The sequence below is a fragment of the Streptomyces sp. NPDC045021 genome (assembly GCF_056432645.1).
The window spans coordinates 410,271-432,546 of the sequence record NZ_JBWKIQ010000006.1; the positions used below are offsets into that span (position 1 = coordinate 410,271).

Annotated in this window: 22 protein-coding genes; 15 read left to right on the forward strand and 7 right to left on the reverse strand. The window is 71.6% G+C overall.

The genetic code is table 11. The annotated features are described in order from the left end of the window. Window positions 1-10 precede the first annotated feature (10 nt). The 6 genes from AC07DC_RS21095 to hutH all read left to right on the forward strand — a co-directional run bounded on the left by AC07DC_RS21095 (window position 11) and on the right by hutH (window position 6,466). On the forward strand, window positions 11-340 hold the full coding sequence (locus tag AC07DC_RS21095) for a hypothetical protein (protein WP_478915909.1): 330 nt from the start codon (window positions 11-13) through the stop codon (window positions 338-340). After that, on the forward strand, window positions 333-1,112 hold the full coding sequence (locus AC07DC_RS21100; protein WP_478915910.1) for a hypothetical protein: 780 nt from the start codon (window positions 333-335) through the stop codon (window positions 1,110-1,112). The genes AC07DC_RS21095 and AC07DC_RS21100 overlap by 8 nt, the downstream gene beginning before the upstream one ends. A 285-nt stretch (window positions 1,113-1,397) precedes the next feature. Continuing rightward, window positions 1,398-2,564: an adenylate/guanylate cyclase domain-containing protein gene (locus AC07DC_RS21105; protein ID WP_478915911.1), complete on the forward strand. Its 1,167-nt coding sequence runs from the start codon at window positions 1,398-1,400 to the stop codon at window positions 2,562-2,564. Between the two features lie 104 nt (window positions 2,565-2,668). Continuing rightward, entirely contained in the window at window positions 2,669-3,472 is an 804-nt protein-coding gene (locus AC07DC_RS21110) for an enoyl-CoA hydratase/isomerase family protein (protein WP_478915912.1), read from the forward strand. A gap of 115 nt (window positions 3,473-3,587) precedes the next feature. Beyond that, on the forward strand, window positions 3,588-4,742 hold the full coding sequence (locus AC07DC_RS21115) for a GGDEF domain-containing protein (protein ID WP_478915913.1): 1,155 nt from the start codon (window positions 3,588-3,590) through the stop codon (window positions 4,740-4,742). Between the two features lie 170 nt (window positions 4,743-4,912). Continuing rightward, window positions 4,913-6,466, forward strand: a complete 1,554-nt coding sequence (gene hutH, locus AC07DC_RS21120; RefSeq protein WP_478915994.1) for a histidine ammonia-lyase — start codon at window positions 4,913-4,915, stop codon at window positions 6,464-6,466. A gap of 77 nt (window positions 6,467-6,543) precedes the next feature. Here hutH and AC07DC_RS21125 read toward each other — a convergent pair whose 3' ends face one another. Further along, on the reverse strand, window positions 6,544-6,840 hold the full coding sequence (locus tag AC07DC_RS21125) for a hypothetical protein (protein WP_478915914.1): 297 nt from the start codon (window positions 6,838-6,840) through the stop codon (window positions 6,544-6,546). 101 nt (window positions 6,841-6,941) lie between these two features. Here AC07DC_RS21125 and AC07DC_RS21130 point away from each other — a divergent pair, with 101 nt between their 5' ends. Together AC07DC_RS21130 and AC07DC_RS21135 are read left to right on the forward strand one after the other, a co-directional pair. Continuing rightward, window positions 6,942-7,325 carry a hypothetical protein gene (locus AC07DC_RS21130; RefSeq protein ID WP_478915916.1) on the forward strand — a complete coding sequence of 128 codons (384 nt, stop codon included), beginning with the start codon at window positions 6,942-6,944 and terminating at the stop codon, window positions 7,323-7,325. 358 nt (window positions 7,326-7,683) lie between these two features. Continuing rightward, entirely contained in the window at window positions 7,684-8,964 is a 1,281-nt protein-coding gene (locus tag AC07DC_RS21135; RefSeq protein WP_478915995.1) for a L,D-transpeptidase, read from the forward strand. Window positions 8,965-9,094: 130 nt separating this feature from the next. On the opposite strand, the gene AC07DC_RS21140 is transcribed toward AC07DC_RS21135, so the two are convergent. After that, entirely contained in the window at window positions 9,095-10,267 is a 1,173-nt protein-coding gene (locus AC07DC_RS21140; protein ID WP_478915917.1) for an ROK family transcriptional regulator, read from the reverse strand. A gap of 186 nt (window positions 10,268-10,453) precedes the next feature. Continuing rightward, window positions 10,454-11,851, reverse strand: coding sequence for a xylulokinase (gene xylB / locus AC07DC_RS21145; RefSeq protein ID WP_478915918.1), 1,398 nt, complete (start codon window positions 11,849-11,851; stop codon window positions 10,454-10,456). Window positions 11,852-11,928: 77 nt separating this feature from the next. Here xylB and xylA point away from each other — a divergent pair, with 77 nt between their 5' ends. The 4 genes from xylA (at window position 11,929) to AC07DC_RS21165 (ending at window position 16,165) form a co-directional block, all read left to right on the forward strand. Further along, window positions 11,929-13,098: a xylose isomerase gene (gene xylA / locus AC07DC_RS21150; RefSeq protein ID WP_478915919.1), complete on the forward strand. Its 1,170-nt coding sequence runs from the start codon at window positions 11,929-11,931 to the stop codon at window positions 13,096-13,098. 161 nt (window positions 13,099-13,259) lie between these two features. Then, window positions 13,260-14,702: an ABC transporter permease gene (locus AC07DC_RS21155; protein ID WP_478915920.1), complete on the forward strand. Its 1,443-nt coding sequence runs from the start codon at window positions 13,260-13,262 to the stop codon at window positions 14,700-14,702. Between the two features lie 31 nt (window positions 14,703-14,733). Continuing rightward, complete coding sequence (locus AC07DC_RS21160) at window positions 14,734-15,420, forward strand: ABC transporter ATP-binding protein (protein ID WP_478915921.1); 687 nt, start codon at window positions 14,734-14,736, stop codon at window positions 15,418-15,420. 232 nt (window positions 15,421-15,652) lie between these two features. After that, window positions 15,653-16,165, forward strand: coding sequence for a hypothetical protein (locus AC07DC_RS21165; RefSeq protein WP_478915923.1), 513 nt, complete (start codon window positions 15,653-15,655; stop codon window positions 16,163-16,165). A 12-nt stretch (window positions 16,166-16,177) separates the two neighbouring features. On the opposite strand, the gene msrA is transcribed toward AC07DC_RS21165, so the two are convergent. Next, the gene (gene msrA, locus AC07DC_RS21170; protein ID WP_478915924.1) at window positions 16,178-16,873 is read right to left on the reverse strand and encodes a peptide-methionine (S)-S-oxide reductase MsrA; all 696 of its coding nucleotides are present in this window, start codon (window positions 16,871-16,873) and stop codon (window positions 16,178-16,180) included. Window positions 16,874-16,998: 125 nt separating this feature from the next. Here msrA and AC07DC_RS21175 point away from each other — a divergent pair, with 125 nt between their 5' ends. Further along, the gene (locus tag AC07DC_RS21175; RefSeq protein ID WP_478915926.1) at window positions 16,999-18,162 is read left to right on the forward strand and encodes a cystathionine gamma-synthase; all 1,164 of its coding nucleotides are present in this window, start codon (window positions 16,999-17,001) and stop codon (window positions 18,160-18,162) included. Between the two features lie 37 nt (window positions 18,163-18,199). Here the strand turns inward: AC07DC_RS21175 and AC07DC_RS21180 are convergent, their stop codons facing one another. From AC07DC_RS21180 to AC07DC_RS21190, 3 genes are all read right to left on the reverse strand, one after another. Next, the gene (locus AC07DC_RS21180; protein WP_478915927.1) at window positions 18,200-18,448 is read right to left on the reverse strand and encodes a hypothetical protein; all 249 of its coding nucleotides are present in this window, start codon (window positions 18,446-18,448) and stop codon (window positions 18,200-18,202) included. Beyond that, complete coding sequence (locus AC07DC_RS21185) at window positions 18,445-19,053, reverse strand: sigma factor-like helix-turn-helix DNA-binding protein (protein WP_478915928.1); 609 nt, start codon at window positions 19,051-19,053, stop codon at window positions 18,445-18,447. The genes AC07DC_RS21180 and AC07DC_RS21185 overlap by 4 nt, the downstream gene beginning before the upstream one ends. A gap of 135 nt (window positions 19,054-19,188) precedes the next feature. Beyond that, window positions 19,189-19,710: a MarR family winged helix-turn-helix transcriptional regulator gene (locus AC07DC_RS21190; protein ID WP_478915929.1), complete on the reverse strand. Its 522-nt coding sequence runs from the start codon at window positions 19,708-19,710 to the stop codon at window positions 19,189-19,191. A 132-nt stretch (window positions 19,711-19,842) separates the two neighbouring features. On the opposite strand from AC07DC_RS21190, the gene ilvA reads away from it, so the two are divergent. After that, on the forward strand, window positions 19,843-21,069 hold the full coding sequence (gene ilvA / locus AC07DC_RS21195; RefSeq protein WP_478915930.1) for a threonine ammonia-lyase: 1,227 nt from the start codon (window positions 19,843-19,845) through the stop codon (window positions 21,067-21,069). Window positions 21,070-21,268: 199 nt separating this feature from the next. Further along, a complete protein-coding gene (locus AC07DC_RS21200; protein WP_478915932.1) occupies window positions 21,269-22,237 on the forward strand; it encodes an ATP-binding cassette domain-containing protein in 969 nt (322 codons plus the stop codon). Window positions 22,238-22,276: the final 39 nt, after the last annotated feature.

Sequence of the window (22,276 nt, forward strand, 5' to 3'; positions counted from 1 at the left end):
GGTGAGCGAGATGACCGAGCACGTGAAATACCCCTTCGAAGTGGACGGCCGGTGGCCGGTCCGCTATCACATCCCCTACACCGTGGAGCACGACGGACACTCCTTCGGGATCGTCGCCACGATCTTCGCCGAACCGTCGGTGCACGGCCGGCTGCAGGTCAGCCGTGAGGGCGTGCCCTTCGCCGAGTTCGACGACCTGACGGCGGGCGATGTCGTGGAGATCACCGGTGACGCGTGGCGCGTCACCGAGGTGGAGTACCGGACGCGCATCGTGCTGGAGCGCGCCGACGCCGTCTCGGACGGCAGCGGGAGCGGAAGCGGGGAGACGGCCGATGCGTAGGCAGACGGCACTGGCGGTCGTGGCGCTGCTGGCACTGGCCGGCTGCGGCTCCGAATCCGCCTCCGGCGGCGGTACGGACACCCCCACGTCCTCCGACGGGGGCACGACGTCCGTAGCGGCGCGCGACAAGGGCCCGGTCTGCGCGGGCACGCCGACGGCCGACGGGCTGCATGTGCTGCGCGGCGGCGGCTACAAGCTGCCGGGTGGCGGAGCGGTCCGGTACGAGGCGGCGCAGGCGGACGGGACGTCGCGCACCGCCACCCTCCGCGAGGGCGCGACCTACCAGGACGGGCAGCCGAGCCAGTCGGTCAAGCCCGGCCAGCAGGTCACGTACGCGGGGCATGCGTTCACGGTCAGCCAGATCTGCTCCTACCGGGTGGTCCTGGAGCCCAAGGACGCAGCCGACCGGACGGCGGCCGCGGCCGCTCCCGCGTCCATGAAGTCGGTCGGCGGAGCCGCCGACACCGGGCTCTGCTTCACCACGAACGCGGCCGTCCGCGCCGCCGCCGCGAAGGGCTTCCCGGCGAAGGGCGGTTCCGTGGCCCTGATCAACAACGGCGGCCTGAAGGTGTTCCCGACCGGCTGGTCCGTCGCCGCGATGGACGTCGACCCGGCCGCGGGAACCGCCCACTTCACCGCGAACTGCGGGGCGGTGCCGGTGGCGGACTACCAGGACGCGGCGGTCGGCGACCCCGTCGAACTCGCCGGGGTGGAGTTCACCGTCGGGAAGATCTCCGGGAATGTGGTGGCACTGACCCGGACGAGCGCCTAGGGCCCGGCCCAGGGCCCGGCGGGTCGCGCCTCGTCGCCTCCCGCCCGTCGCCTGCTCGACCGTCACCTGCCCGGCCTGTCGCCTGCCCGTCCCGTCACCCGTCCGGCCCTGTCCCCCGACCGGCAGGTTGTGCGGGAAGGCGCCGGTGACCCGGTGGTGCGGGCATGGACAGGTGACGTGAGCTACGGCACACCTGCCGTATCGTTGAGGCGGCGCGTCGGCTTGATGATCGGAAGGGCTCGGACGGGCATTGCGCAGGGATCTGACAGGGGGCGGAGGGTGAGCGTGGCGGACGACGCGGACCTTCCCTCGTACGCGACGGATCCGGGCACCGGCCCGGACCCGGACGGCGTCGACCCCGACAATCCGACCGATCCGTCCGTCCCGGCCAACCTGGTGGCGCCCGCCGACCCCGGTGGCGGCCCGGATTCGACCGATCCCGCCGAGCATCCGCTGGCGCTGCGCCTCGAACATCTCATCCTCGGCGCAGGCCGCCAGTACACGCCCTTCCAGGCCGCCCGCACCGCGGGCGTTTCCATGGACCTGGCCTCCCGCTTCTGGCGCGCGATGGGCTTCGCCGACATCGGCCAGGCGAAGGCCCTCACCGAGGCCGACGTGCTCGCGCTGCGCCGCCTCGCGGGGCTCGTCGAGGCCGGGCTGCTGAGCGAGTCCATGGCCATCCAGGTCGCCCGCTCGACCGGCCAGACCACCGCCCGGCTCGCCGACTGGCAGACCGACTCCTTCCTCGAAGGGCTCACCGAGCCGCCCGAGCCCGGTATGACGCGAGCCGAGGTCGCCTACCCGCTCGTCGAGCTGCTGCTGCCGGAGCTGGAGGAGTTCCTCATCTACGTCTGGCGGCGCCAGCTGGCCGCCGCCACCAGCCGCGTCGTCCAGTCCGACGACGAGGAGGCCGTCGACCGGAGGCTGGCCGTGGGCTTCGCCGACCTCGTCGGCTTCACCCGGCTCACCCGGCGCCTGGAGGAGGAGGAACTCGGCGAGCTCGTCGAGGCCTTCGAGACCACGGCGGCCGACCAGGTCGCCGCGTACGGCGGCCGGCTGATCAAGACGCTCGGCGACGAGGTGCTGTACGTCGCCGACGACCCCGGCACCGCCGCCGAGATCGGGCTGCGGCTCATCGAGACGATGACCGGCGACGAATCCATGCCCGCGCTGCGCGTCGGGATGGCCTTCGGCACCGTGACGACGCGGATGGGCGATGTCTTCGGCACGACCGTGAACCTCGCCAGCCGCCTCACGTCCATAGCGCCACGGGATGCCGTCCTCGTCGACGGTGACTTCGCGCAGGCGCTCGGCGCGGCGGGCGACGCGCCCGTCTCCGAGGTCGACGCCTCCGAGGACGACAAGTACCGCTTCGCCCTGCAGCCGATGTGGCGTCGCCCGGTGCGCGGGCTCGGTGTCGTCGAGCCCTGGCTGCTGACCCGCCGAAGCTGACCCGCCGGAGCCGACCCGCCGCGGCCGACCTGTTGGAGCCGACCCCCCGCAGCCGACCCCACCTGCACTGCCGCGCGGCGGGCGCGGCTGGCATGATCCGGGGCATGACGGAGTCTGAAGTGCGGTTCGGGGAATGGGTCGCGGTGCGGCGGCACGGCGCGCGCGTGGCGGAGTTGGTGCTGGATCGCCCCAAGGCGATGAACGCCATCTCGACGGAGATGGCGGGGAACGTGGCGGCGGCGTGTGCCGCGCTCGCTGCCGACCGGACGGTCAGCGTCGTGGTGCTGACGTCCACGCACGAGCGGGCGTTCTGCGTCGGCGCGGACCTGAAGGAGCGCAACTCCTTCACGGACGCCGACCTCGGCCGGCAGCGCCCGCACACCCGGGCCGCGTACACCGCGGTACTGGAGCTGCCGATGCCCTCGATCGCCGCGGTGCACGGCTTCGCGCTCGGCGGCGGCTTCGAACTGGCGCTGTCCTGCGACGTGATCGTGGCGGACGCCACCGCGGTGGTGGGGCTGCCGGAGGTCTCGGTGGGCGTGATCCCGGGCGGCGGCGGCACGCAGCTGCTGCCGCGCAGGGTCGGTGCGGCACGCGCCGCCGAGCTGATCTTCACGGCGCGCCGGGTGGTGGCGGAGGAGGCCCGCGAGCTGGGACTGGTCGACATCCTGGCGGCGGCGGGCGAGGACCGCGCGGACGCGCTGGCGCTCGCGGAGCGCATGGCGGCCAACTCGCCGGTGGGGCTGCGGGCCGCGAAGCGGGCGCTGCGGCTGGGGCACGGCCTGGATCTGCGGGCCGGGCTGGACGTCGAGGACGCGGCGTGGCGGACGGTGGCGTTCTCGGGGGACCGGGCCGAGGGCGTGGCGGCGTTCAACGAGAAGCGGACGCCGCAGTGGCCGGGGGAGTGACCCCAGTAGCCACCCGAGCGGTGCCGGCGGAGTGCCCGGGGCCGGCGGAACGGTAAATTCGCTTCGGGAGTAGTCAAACAGCCCCAAGTGCGACATTTCTTCTTAACCTGGTGTGATGGGTGACGGGACGGCCGATCGACGGCTGCGAGCGGTCGTGGAGTTGGCGCAGGCGATGGCGGCCGCTCAGAACCCGCGCGAGGCGGTGCGGGCGGCCGCCGCGAAGGCGCGGCTCGCGATGGGCGGTTCGTTCGCGGCGCTGTCGTCGTGGGAGCGGGGCTCGGGCCAGCTCCGGGTGCTCGTCAACGACGGCGACCTGGCGCCGGGCGAGGACCCGGAACCGCGGGACGAGACCTACCCCGTGCACGACTTCCCGGAGATCGTGGAATTCCTGCACGGGAAGTGGGCGGGCGGCGGGGAGCCGCACGCCTGGGTCGAGACGGCGGACGGCGCGCCGCAGGGACCGGGCGCGTACTGCCACCAGCGGGTCGCCGCGCTGCGGCGGCGCGGGCGCGGCTGCTGCGTCGTCGCGCCGATCGTGCTGCACGGGCGCGCCTGGGGTGAGCTCTACGTGGCGCGGGGCACGGGGGAGCCGGTCTTCGACCGGGCGGACGCGGACTTCGCGACGGTGCTGGCCGCCGTGATCGCGGCCGGGATCTCGCAGACGGAGCGGCTCGCCGAGGTCCAGCGGCTGGCCTTCACCGATCCGCTGACCGGGCTCGGGAACCGGCGCGCGGTCGATGTCCGGCTCGACGAGGCGCTGGAGCTGCACCGGGTCACCGAGGCCGTGGTGAGCCTGGTGGTGTGCGATCTGAACGGTCTGAAGAAGGTGAACGACCGGCTCGGGCACGCGGTCGGCGACCAGCTGCTCGAACGTTTCGGCTCCGTCCTGTCGCTGTGCGGCGCGCTGCTGCCGGGGAGCCTGGCGGCCCGGCTCGGCGGCGACGAGTTCTGCCTCGTCGCGGTCGGCCAGAGCTCGGACGAGGTGGTGGACGCGGCGGAGGAGCTGTGCCGGCGGGCCACCGAGCTGGAGGTGGGCGAGGGCGTCGCGTGCGGCGTCGCCTCGACGGGCGATCCGATCGGGCCGGTACGGACCGCCCGGCGGCTCTTCCGGCTGGCGGACGCCGCCCAGTACCGGGCGAAGGCGCTGCGCTCGACCACTCCGGTCGTCGCGGGGCGCGGCGGCCCGGACGACCCCGTCGTGCGCCTGGCGGACCAGCCGCCCGCGCCCGAGGGCGAGCGACGGCGGATCCGGGGCGGCCATCGGTCCTGACGAGCGGCCCGCGAGTCGGTCTTGCCGGGACCGACCGCCGGGCCGTGCCGGGCCCCGAGCCCTTGCCGTGCACGGCCCGCGAAGATCCACCGGGAAGCCGGCGGAAGATCGTCGGCGAAGGTAAGGAGTGACAGGCGGCGATTCACTCTCTAGGGTGCGTGAATATGAATATGCATAACGTGGTCATCGGCGCCGACGGCGCGAGCGCGGACGACGTCCTGGCCGTGGCTCGCGGCGGCGCGAAGGTCGAACTGTCGCAGCAGGCACTGGCCGGCATCGCCGCGTCGCGGCAGGTCATCGAGGCGCTGGCGGCCAAGCCCGAGCCGGTCTACGGCGTCTCCACGGGCTTCGGCGCGCTGGCCGTCCGCCACATCAGCCCGGAGCTGCGCGCACAGCTGCAGCGCTCCCTGGTGCGCTCGCACGCCGCCGGCATGGGCCCGAGCGTCGAGCGCGAGGTGGTGCGCGGGCTGATGTTCCTGCGGCTGAAGACGCTCGCGTCCGGCCGCACCGGCGTGCGTCCGGTCGTCGCCGAGACGATGGCGGCGATCCTGAACGCCGGGATCACCCCCGTCGTGCACGAGTACGGCTCGCTCGGCTGCTCCGGCGACCTCGCACCGCTCGCCCACTGCGCGCAGGTGCTGATGGGCGAAGGCGTGGCCGAAGGCCCCGACGGAACGATTCGTCCGGCCGGCGAGCTGCTCGCCGAGGCCGGCATCGAGCCGGTGGAGCTCCGCGAGAAGGAGGGCCTGGCCCTCATCAACGGAACCGACGGCATGCTCGGCATGCTGGTGATGGCGTGCGCGGACCTCGCGCAGCTCTTCACCGCGGCCGACATCACCGCCGCGCTCTCGCTGGAGGCGCTGCTCGGCACCGAGCGCGTCCTCGCGCCCGAGCTGCACGCCATCCGCCCGCACCCCGGCCAGGCCGCGAGCGCCGAGAACATGCGCCGCGTGCTGGAGGGCTCCGGCTTCACCGGGCACCACCAGGACGACGCCCCGCGCGTCCAGGACGCCTACTCGATCCGCTGCGCGCCGCAGGTCGCGGGCGCCGGCCGGGACACCCTGGCGCACGCCCGGCTGGTGGCCGACCGCGAGCTGATCTCCGCCGTCGACAACCCCGTGGTGCTGCCCGACGGCCGCGTGGAGTCCAACGGCAACTTCCACGGCGCGCCTGTCGCGTACGTCCTGGACTTCCTGGCGATCGCCGCCGCCGACCTCGGCAGCATCGCCGAGCGGCGTACCGACCGGCTGCTCGACAAGTCGCGGTCGCACGGGCTGCCGGCGTTCCTCGCCGACGACCCGGGCGTGGACTCCGGCCTGATGATCGCTCAGTACACGCAGGCCGCGCTGGTCAGCGAGATGAAGCGGCTCGCCGTCCCGGCCTCCGTGGACTCCATCCCGTCGTCCGCGATGCAGGAGGACCACGTCTCGATGGGCTGGTCCGCGGCGCGCAAGCTGCGTACCACCGTCGACAACCTGGCGCGGATCATCGCGGTCGAGCTGTTCGCCGCGACCCGCGCCATCGAGATGCGCGAGAAGCTCACCGCCGGCGGCCTGCGGCCCGGCCCGGCGACCCGGGCGATCGTGGCGGCGGTCCGTGAAGCGGGTATCGACGGGGTCGGCCCGGACCGTTTCCTGTCGCCCGACCTCGAGGCGGCGTACGCCTTCGTCCGGGCCGGAAAGCTCACGGCGGCGGCCGAGTCCGTTACGGGGCCGCTGGCCTGACGTCGGATCAGCGGCTTGGCTGCTGAGCGTGACGACGGTGAGGGGCGCACGCCTTCGGGTGTGCGTCCCTCAGTGCGTCACAGCGCCTGCGCGCGGGAGCGGCGGCCGGCGTTCAGCACCAGCCCCGCACCGCCGACGAGGAACGCGGCCCCGCCGATCAGAAAGGGCGTGTTGTGCACCGTGCCGGTGGCCGCGAGATGGAGCGTCCCGGTCGTCGACGTCGTCGGTCCTGTCCCCGTCACGGGCGCTTTGACCTGCGAAGCAGGCGCAGGATCCGGGCTGGCGGTGGCGGACGGCACGAAATACAGCGCTGCCAGCACGGAGGCCGCGGCGGCGGCGACGAACGGGCGTGGAGAAGCCAGAGGCGAGGTCAACGGATCCCCCATTGGGTGCGGCGACTTGACCGTAGACGCCGATGTTAGTGACCTGGTGTGCCTGGTGGGAAGCTGGCGCTCCGGCGTTTACGCTCCGTCGCATGAGCACTACTGAGATTCCCCGTGGCGACAGCGGCCCGCGCTATGTACGACTCCAGGTCGAGCTCGTTCTCGAGGTCACCGGACAGCAGGAAGTGACCGCCGCCGCACTGGCCCACATCGCCGCCGACGCGGAGATGCCCGCCGAGGAGCGGACGCACGCCGAGGCGGCCGTGAAGCAGGACGAGTCCGAGGCGCTTGCCTATCTCGTCGACCCGTTCGACCTGGTCACGACGGTCCCCGGGATCGAACTCGTGCAGGCCTCGTGGTCCTGCGCGCACACCGAGTACGACCCCGACTCCGAGGAGTGGGACATGTACGGCGACGACGATGCCGCAGAGGAGGACTTCGAGGACGGCGTTGAGGAGGCGTCCACGACGGTGTGAACCCGGTCTGAATCCGGTCTGATCGGATCTCCGACCCGGTCTGGCCGGTCTGATCCGATCTCTGCTCCGGTCTGACCGGTCTGACCTGCACTTTCCCCCCACCCCGGGCCGTTCGCGGCCCGGGGTTTCCTACGTGGGCCTCGACACACTTTCCGGACAAAGGGAACGGACCTCTGGCCACGCATGTTCCTCTGGTCATGGATGAGGTTCGTTTCCGGATCCATCGCGTCCGGATCCGTCGCCCGCAGGGACGCGGGCAGGACTCGCTGGGAAGCGAGCAGGGAACGTGCTCCCGTAGGCATTGGAGATCTGTGTGAAGTCGCCCGACACCGGCACCGCGACCGGCCCCGTCAACGGCATGACGCCCGACCAGCACCCGCGCCGGGGACGCCGGCGGCGCGCCGGCCTGGCGGCCGTCGCGGTCGTGCTCGGCGGTGCGGTCGCGCTGACCGCGTGCGGCGGCTCGGACAAGGGCGGCGCCGCGACGGACAAGGGCAAGACACAGGCGGACGTCGACGCGGCGGCCGCCAAGGACGCCTCGGACGCCAAGATCGTCATCACCCCGAAGACCGGGACCAGCAACGCGAGCATCAACAGCGGTGCCAAGGTCGCCGTGACCGACGGCAAGCTCACCGCGGTCGCCATGACCGAGGTCGTGAGCGGCAAGGCCGTCAAGGGCGCGATAGCCGCCGACGGCACGAGCTGGACACCGGACGCGTCCCTCGACCGCGGCAAGAAGTACAAGGTCGCGGCCACCGCGCAGGACGCGAAGGGCCGCACCGCCACCGAGACCTCCAGCTTCGGCACGGTCTCCGCCAGCAACAGCTTCATCGGCTACTTCACGCCGGAGGACGGCTCCACGGTCGGCGTCGGCATGCCGGTGTCGATCAAGTTCGACAAGGCCGTCACCAACAGGAAGGCCGTCGAGTCGGCGATCAAGGTGGCGTCCAGCAGCGGCCAGACCGTCGTGGGCCACTGGTTCGACGCCACCCGGCTGGACTTCCGTCCCCAGGAGTACTGGAAGGCCGGCTCCAACGTCACCGTCAAGCTGAAGCTCGACGGCGTCGAGGGCTCCAACGGCGTCTACGGCGTCCAGAACAAGGACGTCAACTTCACCGTCGGCCGGTCCCAGGTCTCGACGGTCGACGCCAACACCAAGACGATGACGGTCGTCCGCGACGGCAAGACGATCAAGACCGTCCCGATCTCCGCCGGCTCGGCCGAGAACCCGACCTACAACGGTCAGATGGTCATCTCCGAGAAGTACAAGCAGACGCGCATGAACGGCGACTCGGTCGGCTTCAAGGGCGAGTACGACATCGCCGACGTACCGCACGCCATGCGGCTGAGCTCCTCGGGCACGTTCATCCACGGCAACTACTGGGGCAACAAGTCGATCTTCGGCTCGGCCAACACCAGCCACGGCTGCATCGGCCTGAGCGACACCAAGGGCGCCAACGACCCGGACACGCTGGGTGCCTGGTTCTACGACAACTCGCTGATCGGCGACGTGGTCGTCATGAAGAACTCGCCCGACAAGACGATCAAGCCGGACAACGGGCTCAACGGGTGGAACATGACGTGGAGCGCCTGGACGGCGGGGTCGGCGCTGGGGGCGACGTCCGGGGCCACGTCCTGAGCCGCGTCCTGAGCTACGTCCTGAGCGACGCCCTGAGCCACGGCTCTTCTTCCTGGGCCACGGGTTGCTGTGCGGGTTGAGCTGGGGCCTGTAGGGACCCCGGCTCCCAGGTAGGGGCCCGAAGGGTCCCCTAACGGGCGGTCCACTCCTGCGGGTCGTCCAGGACCGCCCGCACCGCGCTGTACGCCGCGCCCAGCAGCACCCCGTCGCGGCCCAGCCGTGACTCGACCACCAGCGCGCCGCCGCCCGTGACCCGCCGGCCCAGCTCCCGCCGTACGCCCGGCAGGAGCCACGGGGCCAGCTCGGAGAGCGGGCCGCCGAGTACCACCGCCTGCGGGTCGAGCAGGTTCACCGCGCCGCTCAGCGCGATGCCGAGCGCCCGGCCGGCGGCCTCCAGGGCCGCCAGCGCGGGCGCGTCGTCGTCCGCGGCCGCCGTCCGCAGCGCCTTGAGGCGCCCCGGCAGCTCCGGGGCGATGCCCGCGGCCCGCAGCACCGCCTCCTCGCCCGCGTACTGCTCCAGACAGCCTCGGGCGCCGCACGAGCACCGGGGGCCGTCCGGGTAGACGGGGACGTGCCCGAGCTCGCCCGCGAAGCCGCGCGCTCCGCGGAAGAGGCTGCCGTTGATGACGAGCGCCGCGCCGATACCGATCTCCGCCGAGACGTGGATGAAGTCGGTGAGGGGGGCCCGGGCCTGCTCCTGCTCCTGCTCCCCGCCGGTCAGCCACAGTTCTGCCAGCGCGCCCAGGTTCGCCTCGTTCTCGACGGTCAGGTCGGTGTGTTCGTCCTGCCAGCCGAGGTTCGGTGCCCGCAGGATCGTGTGCCGGTCCTGGCCCACCAGGCCGGGGACCGCGACGGTCAGTCCGGCCGGGCGCAGCCCGAGGGCCACCGCCTCGTCCGTCACCTGCCGGACGAGTCCGTCCAGCTCGCCGAGTGTCTGCGCGGCCGCCCGGCCGCGGTTGCGGGCCTCCACGGTCGCTCTGGCCCGTACGGTGCCGCGCAGGTCCACGACGCAGGCGGCGAGGTGGTCCACGCCCACCTCGGCGCCGATCCCGGCCGGGCCGCGCGCGCTGAGCGCCAGCGCGGTGCCGGGGCGGCCCACGGTGCCGGGGCGCTGCGCGCCCAGCTCGGTGACGAGGCCCGCCGCGATGAGTTCGTCGACGAGTGTCGAGACGGTGGCCCGGGTGAGGCCGACCTCGGCGGCGACCGCCGCCCGGGACGGGTGGTCGCCGGCGGCGACGGCGTGCACGACGGCCGACAGGTTGCGGCGGCGTAGCGCGGCTTGGGGGCCTGTGCCGTTTGCCACGGTGGCTCCGTTCTGTGGGGGGCGGGGGCCGGTCCCTCCGGGGTGGGGGTCCGAAATCGTATATTTACGTGCCTGGCGGCCCACAAATACACGGCAGCATTTCGGACCCCCACCCCTGCGGGCCCGTCCCCCTCGCGTTCGAGCCACCCGATGGGGTTGAGGGTGGGTGAAACTGCGGCCCAGGCTTCAGGTGGTGCTGAGTGCCGCCGCCAGGCTGTCCAAAGCGGCTTCGTCCCTTTCGATCGGATCGTAGACCGGTCCTGCCGACGTGCCCCAACGTGCGGCGATGTCGGTGGGTGTCTCGCCGGTGAGCAGCGCGGCTGCCTGCGCCGCGGCGCCGAGGGCGACGAGGTCGTCCGCGTCGGGGATCTGGACCGCTCGTCCGGAGAGCCGGCGGACGGTCTGCCGCCAGGCGGTGCCGCGGGCGCCGCCGCCGATCAGGAGGAGGGGTTCGTCGGAGGGTCGGTCGTCCACCGCCAGGACCAGGTCCAGGGCGGTGAGCAGGGCGTACGTGGCGCCGTCGTAGGCGGCCTGCAGGATCTGGCCGGGGGTGGTGTCGTGGCGCAGGCCGGTGAGGGTGCCCGAGGCGTGGGGGAGGTTGGGCGTGCGCTCTCCGTCCAGGAAGGGGAGGAGGACGACGTTCTTGCCGGGTTCTACTGCTTCTCTGGTGATGCTGAGGAGGCTGGCGATCTTGTCCACTGCCTGGGTGCAGTTCAGGGTGCAGGCCAGCGGGAGCCAGCCGCCGTGCGCACCGGCGAAGCCGGCGACCGTGCCCGTGGGGTCGGTGGGGCGGTTGGTCGATGGGGTGTAGACCGTTCCTGACGTGCCCAGGCTGAGCGCGGCGCGGCCGGGGGTGAGGCCGAGGCCCAGGGCGGCCGCAGCGTTGTCGCCGGTGCCGGAGGCGACCAGGACGCCAGATGGGAGCGGGAGGCCGGGGAGTGTTGTGCCCGCTGTCTCGCCCGGCCCCAGCACGCGGGGGAGGAGGGACCTGTCGAGGCCGACCGAGGCGAGGACGGCGTCGTCGTAGGTCTCGGTGTCCGAGGCCCACCAGCCGGTTCCCGAGACGTCCCCGCGGTCCGTGACCGCCTGGCCCGTCAGGCGCTCGGTGAGGAAGTCGTGCGGCAGGCGCACGCCGGCTGTCGCGGCGGCGACGTCCGGTTCGTTCTCGCGCAGCCAGGCCCATTTGGCGACGGTGAAGCTGGCGCCGGGGACCGAGCCGAAGCGTTCGGCCCAGTGTTTCGCCCCGAAGCGCGCGACGAGCGCGTCGGCCTGGGGTGCTGATCGCACGTCGTTCCAGAGCAGGGCCGGGCGCAGTGGCCCACCGGATTGGTCGAGGGTGACCAGGCCGTGTTGCTGTCCCCCGATGGAGATCGCTCCTGCGGCTGTGGTGTGGGCCTGCAGTTGGGTCAGGGTTGTCCTGAGGGCCTGCCACCAGACTTCCGGGTCTGTTTCGCGGGTTCCGCCCGTGCTGACCGTGTGGGGCGATCTGGCCCGCGCCAGCACCTCGCCGGTGTCCACCCGGACCGCCAGCGCCTTTGTCGACTGGGTGGAGCTGTCCACCCCGATCACGACCGTCGGTTCCATTGAGCGACCCCTTCTCTTCCCATCGCGGCCTTCGCATACTAATTTGTTCAACGGTCTTACGAATAGGAGCCGGCGCAATGTCTCTCACCCCCACCCCCGAGCACAAGTTCACCTTCGGCCTCTGGACGGTCGGCTGGCAGGGCCGCGACCCCTTCGGTGACGCCAGCCGCCCGGCCCTCGACCCGGTCGAGTCCGTCACCCGGCTCGCCGAGCTGGGCGCGTACGGCGTGACGTTCCACGACGACGACCTCATCCCGTTCGGCGCCACGGAGGTCGAGCGCGAAACGCACATCAAGCGCTTCCGGCAGGCCCTGGACGCGACCGGGCTGGTGGTGCCGATGGCCACCACGAACCTCTTCACGCACCCGGTCTTCAAGGACGGCGCCTTCACGTCCAACGATCGTGACGTGCGGCGCTACGCGCTGCGCAAGACGATCCGCAACATCGATCTCGCCGTCGAACTGGGTGCGCAGGTCTATGTCGCGTGGGGCGGGCGGGAAGGGGCCGAGTCCGGGGCGTCGAAGGACGTACGGGTCGCGCTGGACCGGATGAAGGAGGCGTTCGACCTGCTCGGCGAGTACGTGCTGGGGCAGGGGTACGACCTGCGGTTCGCCGTGGAGCCCAAGCCGAACGAGCCGCGCGGCGACATCCTGCTGCCGACCGTCGGCCACGCGCTCGCCTTCATCAACGAGCTGGAACACCCGGAGCTGGTCGGGGTGAACCCCGAGACCGGGCACGAGCAGATGGCCGGGCTCAACTTCACGCACGGCATCGCCCAGGCGCTGTGGCACGGCAAGCTCTTCCACATCGACCTGAACGGCCAGACCGGCATCAAGTACGACCAGGACCTGCGCTTCGGCGCGGGCAACCTGCGGGACGCGTTCTGGCTCGTCGACCTGCTGGAGACCGCCGGCTACGAAGGGCCGCGCCACTTCGACTTCAAGCCGCCGCGTACCGAGGACTTCGACGGCGTCTGGGCCTCGGCGGCCGGGTGCATGCGCAACTACCTGCTCCTCAAGGAGCGCGCCGCCGCGTTCCGCGCCGACCCGGTCGTACAGGAGGCGCTCCGGGCGTCGCGGCTGGACGAGCTGGCCAGGCCGACGCTGGGGGAGGGCGAGTCGTTGAGTGATCTGCTCGCTGACCGGGCCTCGTTCGAGGACTTCGACGTCGAGGCGGCGGCGGTGAAGGGCATGGCGTTCGAGCAGCTCGACCAGCTGGCGATGGACCATCTGCTCGGCGCCCGCTGACCTTTCTCATCGGGCTCTCACCCCGGCCTCACCCGTTCATCACCGCTGATTCCTACCGTGACGGCGCAGCGGGAGTACGAGGGACCACGATCCACTCGTACTTCCGCCGTCCCCACTCATCCCCCCGCATCCTGGCCGGGGCGGCAACGGCGAGGAATCGCATGTTCTTTACGTATCTCAGGCGCGAGCTGCGACGTCGCAGGAAAGCCGCGCTGGTCATCGCCATGGGGCTGGCCCTCGGCATCGGGCTCGTCATCACCGTCAACTCCGCATCGGCGGGTATGCAGGTGGCGCAGGGGAAGGTCCTGCAGTCCCTGTACGGCCTCGGGACCGACATGACGGTCACCAAGGCCGCCGCGGCGCAGGGCAGTACCGGGGCCACCGGGCGACCGAAGTTCAACTTCGGTGCCACCACGGACTCCAAGGAGCAGAGCAGCGACCAGGTGATGGTGCAGGGCTTCGAGTCCCTGCCCACCTCGGTCGTCTCCCAGGTCGCAGGGCAGAAGGGCGTGGACGACGCGGTCGGCGGGCTGAGCCTGCGGGTGCTGAAGGTCAGCGGGCAGTTCGCCCGGGGGCAGGTCAAGGAGGGCCAGGCGTCCGGTGGAGGCAGGGCCGGTGGCGGTGGGCAGCCGCCGGCCGAGGTGCAGGGCGGTGGCGCGCAGTTCGACGTCAACAACTACTCGGTCTACGGCGTGGACGTCTCCAAGCCGACGCTCGGGCCGCTGACCTCCTCGAAGATCACCTCGGGTACGTCCTTCACGACCGCGCAGTCCAATGCCGCCGTCGCCGTCCTCGACAGCTCCTACGCCAAGGAGAACAAGCTCGCGGTGGGCGGCACGCTCACCATCAAGAGCGTCAAGTACTCGGTCATCGGCATCGCGACCGCCGACAGCGGCGACTCCGCGGCCAACGTCTACATCCCGCTGACGCAGGCCCAGACGCTGGCCGCCGCCAAGGACAAGATCACCACGGTCTATGTGAAGGCCTCGGACTCGCAGCAGATCAGCGGCGTCAAGTCCGCCATCCAGAAGAACGTGCCGGGCACGACGGTCACCACCTCCGCCGATCTCGCCTCCACGGTCTCCGGTTCGCTCTCCACCGCTTCCGACCTGGCGACGAACCTCGGCAAGTGGCTCTCCATCGCCGTGCTGATCGCCGCCTTCCTGGTCGCGGGACTGCTCACCTCCTCCGCCGTCAGCAGGCGGGTGCGGGAGTTCGGCACGCTCAAGGCGCTCGGCTGGAAGAGCCGCCGCGTCACCGGCCAGGTGATGGGCGAGGCCCTGGTCAACGGCCTCATCGGTGGTGTCCTCGGTATCGCGCTCGGCCTCGGCGGCGCGTACCTCATCACCGCCATCAGCCCGACGCTGACCGCGTCGGTCGCCTCCTCCGGCGGGGGTGGCGGCGGTGGCGGCGGCTTCGGCGGCGGACCGGGGCGGCAGGCCGCGACCAAGGCGCTGAACATCGCGCTGACCGCTCCCGTCAGCCTCGGCACCATCGGCCTGGCGGTCGGCCTCGCCGTCGCCGGCGGCCTCATCGCGGGCACCTTCGGCGGCTGGCGCGCCTCCAGGCTCCGCCCGGCGGACGCCCTGCGCCGCGTCGAATAGCCACCCACCTTCAATTTCAAGGGAGTTGACCATGTACAAGCTGACCGGCGTCACCAAGCGCTACCGTCGCGCCAAGGACACCGTCGAGGCCCTTCGGGGTGTCGATCTCACCATCGAGGACGGCGACCAGCTCGTCATCCAGGGCCCGACGGGCGGCGGCAAGTCCACGCTGCTGCAGATGCTCGGCGCTCTCGACCGTCCGACCGAGGGCTCGGTCGAGTTCGACGGCGTCGACCTCGCCCGGCTCGGCGAGGCCAAGCTCACCAGGATGCGCGCCGAGAACATCGGCTTCATCTTCCAGAGCTTCAACCTCATCCCGACGCTGACCGCCCAGGAGAACGTCGAGACGGCCCTCGTCCCGATGGGCATCAAGCCCGCGGAGCGCCGCCGCCTCGCTGTCGAGGCGCTGGAGTCGGTGGGCCTCGACGAGCGCCTGAGCCACCTGCCCTCCGAGCTCTCCGGTGGCCAGCAGCAGCGCGTCGCCATCGCCCGCGCCCTCGTCAAGAAGCCGAAGGTCCTCCTCGCCGATGAGCCCACCGGCAACCTCGACGAGGTCACCCGCGACGACATCATGGGCCTCCTCGAAGGCCTCTGGAAGGAACGCGGGCTGACCTTCATCCTCGTCACCCACGACTCCGCCATCGCCAAGCGCGCCCCGCGCCTGGCAACGATCCGCAAGGGCCGGGTCACCGTGACGGAAAGGGTCCCGGCGACGTAGGGACCAACGGTTCGAACGTGAGGGGCCGGGCTCTGGGAGCCCGGCCCCTCACGTTCGCTAGTGCTCTGGCCGGAAAGGTTTGCCTGGTTCGCGGCGGCCGGCGCGGTGCATCGCAAGGCGGAGGATCGTCCTCGTACCGGGCGTACTCGGACGACTCCGACAACGCAGCGAGGTGCCGTGCCGGGCGTCGCGAACCGGTGAACCTTTCCGGTCAGAGCACTAGGGTCGCTGCATGGGTGTCGCGATAGCCGCAATGGTCACTGCCGTCGTCGGCGTACTGGGCACGCTCCTCGCACCGTTGGTCGCCCACCGGTCCGCCGCCCGCCAGCGGGCCGAGGACGCCGCGGCCGCAGAGAAGCGGCGCGGTTTCCTGGAGCGGCGCGACGCGTACACCGCGATGAACCGTGCGTCCCGGCAGTTCCACACCCTGCTCAAGGACGCCCTGCACCGGATCCGCGACGGCGTCTACACCCAGGAGGAGCGCACCCTCGTGGAGGAGACCCGGCGCGACTACCGGGACCGTTACGCCGAGGCCCAGATGATCGTCCCGCAGCGCGTACTCGCCGCCTCCCGCGAGCTCAACATCGTCCTCGCCCTGGCCGACGCCGCGGCCAAACGCCTCGACCGCGGCATGGCCTCCCCCGACGAGACCGCCGAGTCCGCCCTCGAAGACCTGCGCGCCGCAGACCCCAAACTCACCGAACTCCAACGCCTGATGCGCGCCGACCTGGGCATCGAGGACTGACGAGCCGCCGGGTCAGCCGCCGGCCGGGGCGATGCCCGTCGGGCAGGAGCGGCCCCAGTTGGTCTCCGACGGGGAGTCGAGGTTCACGCCGGTGCCGCCGATGCCGCAGTAGCCGTCGGGGTTCTTGTCGAGGTACTGCTGGTGGTAGGGCTCGGCGGGGTAGAAGGGGCCGGCCGGGAGGATCTCGGTGGTGATGTCGCCGTAGCCGGCGCCGGTGAGGATCTGCTGGTAGGCGTCGCGGGAGGCCTTGGCGCCGGTGAGCTGCTCGGGGGAGTGGGTGTAGACGGCGGAGCGGTACTGGGTGCCCGAGTCGTTGCCCTGGCGGTTGCCCTGCGTGGGGTTGTGGGACTCCCAGAAGACCTTCAGCAGCTCCGCGAAGGACACCAACGCGGGGTCGTAGACGACGCGGACGGCCTCGGTGTGCGCGGTGAGGCCGCTGCAGACCTCGTCGTACGTGGGGTTCGGGGTGTGGCCGCCCTGGTAGCCCACGAGGGTGGTCCAGACGCCCGGGGTCTGCCAGAACTTGCGCTCGGCACCCCAGAAACAGCCCATGCCGAAGTCCGCGACCGCGAGATCGGCGGGATACGGGCCGGTGAGCTGCTTGCCCAGCACGGTGTGCCGCGCGGGCACGGTGAATTCCGGCTCCGTGCGGCCCTTGAGGGCCTCCTCGGCGGAGGGCAGGTGGTTCTTGTGGCGGTTCAGGAACATGGGGGTTACTCCTCCGGGATCGGCTCGCTACAGGGGAACGTACGGGCGGGCCGCAGGATTCCGTGCGGGCGCGGCAGCCGGGTACGGCAGGCGGTCACCGGGCCCGGGCGACTACCCTCGGCGGAATGAGCGACCACGACCAGCAGCACCAGAATTTCGAAACCCTCGCGATCCACGCCGGTCAGGCGGCCGACGCGCAGACCGGCGCCGTGGTGACGCCGATCTACCAGGTGTCGACGTACAAGCAGGACGGAGTGGGCGGGCTGCGCGGCGGCTACGAGTACAGCCGCTCCGCGAACCCGACCCGGTCCGCGCTGGAGGCGAACCTCGCGGCGCTGGAAGGCGGCCGGCGCGGGCTGGCCTTCGCGTCCGGGCTGGCGGCGGAGGACTGCCTGCTGCGCACCATCCTTTCTCCCGGCGATCACGTGGTGATCCCGAACGACGCGTACGGCGGCACGTTCCGTCTGTTCAGCAAGGTCGTCGAGCGCTGGGGTGTCCAGTGGTCGGTGGCCGACACGTCCGACCCGGCGGCCGTGCGGGCGCAGCTGCGGCCGAACACCAAGGCCATCTGGGTGGAGACCCCGTCCAACCCGCTGCTCGGCATCACCGACATCGCGGCGCTGGCGGAGATCGCGCGCGGCGCCGGCACCGGCGTGAAGCTCGTGGTGGACAACACCTTCGCCAGCCCGTACCTGCAGCAGCCGCTCTCGCTCGGCGCGGATGTCGTCCTGCACTCGACGACGAAGTACATGGGCGGGCACTCCGACGTCGTCGGCGGCGCGCTGGTGACCGGTGACGCGGCGCTCGGCGACGAGCTCGCCTACCACCAGAACGCGATGGGCGCGATCGCCGGGCCGTTCGACGCCTGGCTGGTGATGCGCGGCGTCAAGACGCTGGCGGTGCGCATGGACCGGCACAGCGCCAACGCCACCCGCATCGCGGAGATGCTGCAGTCGCACCCGAAGGTGTCGCGGGTGCTCTACCCGGGGCTGCCCGAGCACCCGGGACACGAGGTCGCGGCGAAGCAGATGAAGGCGTTCGGCGGCATGATCTCGTTCCAGGTGACAGGGGGCGAGGAGGCGGCCGTCGCGGTCTGCAACCGCGCGGGCCTGTTCACGCTGGGTGAGTCGCTGGGCGGCGTCGAGTCGCTGATCGAGCACCCGGGCCGGATGACGCACGCCTCGGTGGTGGGCTCCGCGCTGGAGGTCCCGGCGGACCTCGTACGGCTCTCGGTGGGTATCGAGTCGGTCGACGACCTGCTGGCGGACCTCACCCAGGCGCTCGGCTGAGCCGTAGCAAGGGACACCTGGTGGGCGGCTCGGCCCGCTACCAGGTGTCCACCGGCGGCGTGGTGTCGAGCGGCGCCTGATCGGGCCACGCCAGCACCGCGAACACCACGCCCGCCACGATCGCGGCGAAGAGCAGCAGCCACATCAGCCGGTGGACGACGCGCCGCCGCCGCAGGATGCGGCGGCCCCGCTCGACGGCCCGTTCTGACAGGTCGGCCGGGACGTACGGGTGCGGGGTGTCGAGGACCCGGCGGACCTCCTCCTCCTTGCGGTCCGGGGGCATCATGGCGCGGCTCCGCGGATCTCCTCGGCCACGGACGGCTTCTCCGACGGCTTCTCCGCAGGCTTCTCCGGCGGTGTCTGCGAAGGGCTCCCCGGGGAGGTCTCCGGTGGGTTCTCCGCCGCAGCCCGTTTCCGGGCCTTCTCCGCCGCCGCACGGGCCTCGGTCACCGATCGGGCGGGCGGCTGCGCGGGGCGGCTGCGCAAGGTGGCCGTGGCACGGTTGCAGATGGCCCGGACGCGCTCGACGGGCAGTCCCAGCTGCGCGGCGGCCTGTTCCTCGGCAACGCCCTCGAACAGCCGCAGGACGACCACCAGCCGCTCCTGGGCGGTGAGCCGGTCCAGCGCCCCGCCGTGCGGCCGACGCCACCACGGCCGGTACGCGAAGCGCCGTACGAGCTCGGTGCGGGCCTGGTCGTACGGGTCCTCGGCACGCATCCGGAACCAGTTCGCGTACGTCTGCGACAGGACTGTGACCAGCAGTTTCTCCGCGGCGGCCGGGTCGCCGGTGAGCAGGGTGGCGGCGTGCAGGAGTCGTCCTGCCGCTCCTGCGGTGAACGCCTGAAACTCGACGTCCCGTTGGTACTCCGCTGCCGCCCGGCGCGTGCCCACGCCGCCAGTGGACGTCAAGCAGGCGGTTCAGGTCAAGAGCCCTGCGCATGCGGGGCGCGCGCAGCGGCCGGGTGGGACCGGATCAGGCGCCGGCCAGGGCTTTTGCCGGCCGGGCCGTCGGGGATCTGTCAGGACCTAGTCGTCGGACGGTCCTGACTGCACCGTGGTCGCGTGCCACTCCGACAGTGCCAGGTTGAAACGCCCGAGCAGCTCGCAGAACATCTCGCGTTCCCCCTCGCTCCAGCCCTCGGTGACCTGGGCCATCAGCTCCTTGCGCGAGCTGCGCACCTCTTCGAGCCGGCCGCGGCCGCGCGGCGAGAGGGCGAGCACGACGGCGCGCCCGTCCTCGGGGTGCGAGGTGCGCTTGACCAGGCCCGTGTCGACCAGCGGCGCGACCTGGCGGGTGACGGTGGAGGAGTCGATGCCCATGCCCTCCGCGAGCGCCTTGACGCCCATCGGGCCTTCGTGGTCGAGCCGGTTGAGCAGCAGGTACGCGGCCCGGTCCATGGAGTTGCGGGCCTTGCCCACACCGCCGAGGCGGGTCTGCTCCGCGCGCCGGGCGAAGAGCGCGACCTGGTGCTGGAGGCGCTCGAAGAGTTCGGTGGGCCCCTCCTCGTCGAGGGGGGGAGAGGAGGGCGTCTCCGATGGATTGGGCATGGCCGGAAGCTCGCGTTCTGTCGGTCCTGCGGAGGTTGGGAGAAGAGTACGCGGAGAGGGTCACCATGAGACCCATCCCGCACAAACCGGGGTCCGGCGGTGATGGTGGACGGGAACTGGGAGACTGGGCGCATGGACAGAGCGGCGCCCGCAGTACACCACCCGATCACGCTCGACGACGTGCGCGGGGCGCACAAGATGCTCTCCGGGGTGGCCCGGGTGACCCCGATGGAGGGCAGCCGGTACCTGACCGGTCTCGTCGGGTCCCCCGTGCACATGAAATGCGAGAACCTGCAGCGCACCGGCTCGTTCAAGGTGCGCGGCGCGTATGTGCGGATCGCCGGGCTGACCCAGGAGGAACGATCCGCCGGGGTGGTCGCCGCGAGCGCCGGCAACCATGCGCAGGGCGTCGCGCTGGCCGCGTCGCTGCTCGGCGTGCGGTCCACGGTCTTCATGCCGGTGGGCGCGCCGCTGCCGAAGATCGCGGCGACCCGCGACTACGGAGCCGAAGTGCGGATGCACGGGCAGGTGGTGGACGAGACGCTGCGCGCCGCCAAGGCGTACGCGGAGGAGACCGGTGCGGTCTTCATCCACCCCTTCGACCACCCGGACATCATCGCGGGTCAGGGCACGGTGGGCCTGGAGATCCTGGAGCAGTGCCCCGAGGTGCGGACCATCGTGGTCGGGATCGGCGGCGGCGGGCTCGCGGCGGGTGTCGCGCTGGCGGTGAAGGCGCTGCGCCCGGACGTGAAGGTGATCGGTGTGCAGGCGGCGGGCGCGGCGGCGTATCCGCCCTCGCTGGCGGCGGGCGAGCCGGTGGCGCTGGACGGGGTGGCGACGATGGCCGACGGGATCATGGTGGGCCGGCCCGGGGACATCCCCTTCAAAATCATTCGCGAACTGGTGGACGAGGTACGTACGGTTTCCGAGGACGCCCTCTCCAGCGCGCTGCTGCTGTGTCTGGAGCGGGCGAAGATGGTCGTCGAGCCGGCCGGCGCGAGCCCGGTGGCGGCGCTGCTGTCCGATCCGGAGTCCTTCGAGGGCCCGGTGGTGGCGGTGCTGTCCGGTGGGAACGTGGACCCGCTGCTGATGCAGCGGATCCTGCGGCACGGCATGGCCGCGGCGGGCCGCTACCTGTCGCTGCGGCTGCGGGTGACGGACCGCCCGGGGGCGCTGGCGACGCTTCTGGCGGTGTTGTCAGAGGCGGACGCCAACGTCCTCGATGTGAGCCATGTGCGGACCGATCCGCGGCTGGGGCTCACGGAGGCGGAGGTCGAACTGCACCTGGAGACCAAGGGACCGGAGCACTGCGAGGCGGTGGAAGCCGCCCTGCTGGGAGCCGGCTACACGGTCATCTGACTTCCGCTCCGGGCCGAGGTGCCCGAAGATTTCGGGAGTCCCGGTCTTGACGCGATATATCGCATGCGCAATGCTCGCGATGTGTCGCGTTTGGACTCTCTGTGTGCGGGCCCGGACGTCGGCCGATATGGTTCGCGGCCGCCCGCGAACCTCGCGAACATCGTCACCAGAGACCTATCCCCGGATTGGGAGTAGTCACATGCCAGGCGCGATCTACGCCGAAGGTCTGGTCAAGACCTTCGGTGACGTACGGGCATTGGACGGAGTGGATTTCGACGTCCCGGAAGGCACCGTTCTGGGACTGCTGGGCCCGAACGGCGCCGGCAAGACCACCGCCGTACGAGTTCTCACCACCCTGCTGCAACCGGACAGCGGCAGAGCCGTCGTGGCCGGTATCGACGTGCTCAAGCACCCCAACGAAGTCCGCCGCCACATCGGCCTGTCCGGCCAGTTCGCGGCGGTCGACGAGTATCTGACCGGCCGTGAGAACCTCCAGATGGTCGGCCAGCTCTACCAGATGAAGAGCCGTGACGCGAAGCTCCGCGCGGCCGAACTGCTGGACCGCTTCAACCTCGCGGAGGCGGCCGACCGGCCCACCAAGACGTACTCCGGCGGTATGCGCCGCCGGCTGGACCTCGCCGCGGCGCTCGTCGTCAAGCCGCCCGTGATGTTCATGGACGAGCCCACGACCGGCCTGGACCCGCGCAACCGGCAGGTGATGTGGGAGGTCATCCAGGACCTGGTGGCCGGCGGCACGACCCTGCTGCTCACCACCCAGTACCTCGAAGAGGCCGACCAGCTCGCGCACGACATCTGCGTGATCGACCACGGCAAGGTCATCGCCCGCGGCACCTCCGACCAGCTCAAGGCGCGGACCGGTGGTGAACGCGTCGAGGTCGTCGTCCACGAGCGGGACCGGCTCTCCGAGGCGGAGGGCATCCTGCGCGGCTTCGGCAAGGGCGACACCAAGACCGAGGAGCACACCCGGCGGATCACCGTCCCGGTCGACGGCGGTGCCAAGCTGCTCGCCGAGGTCATCCGTGATCTCGACGCCCGGGGCATCGAGATCGACGACATCGGGCTGCGCCGCCCGACGCTGGACGATGTGTTCCTCTCGCTGACCGGCCACGAGGCCGAGGTCGCCGCACCGGAAGAGGAGGCCAAGTGATGGCCATCATCGACGCAAAGCCCACCACCACGCTGGCCC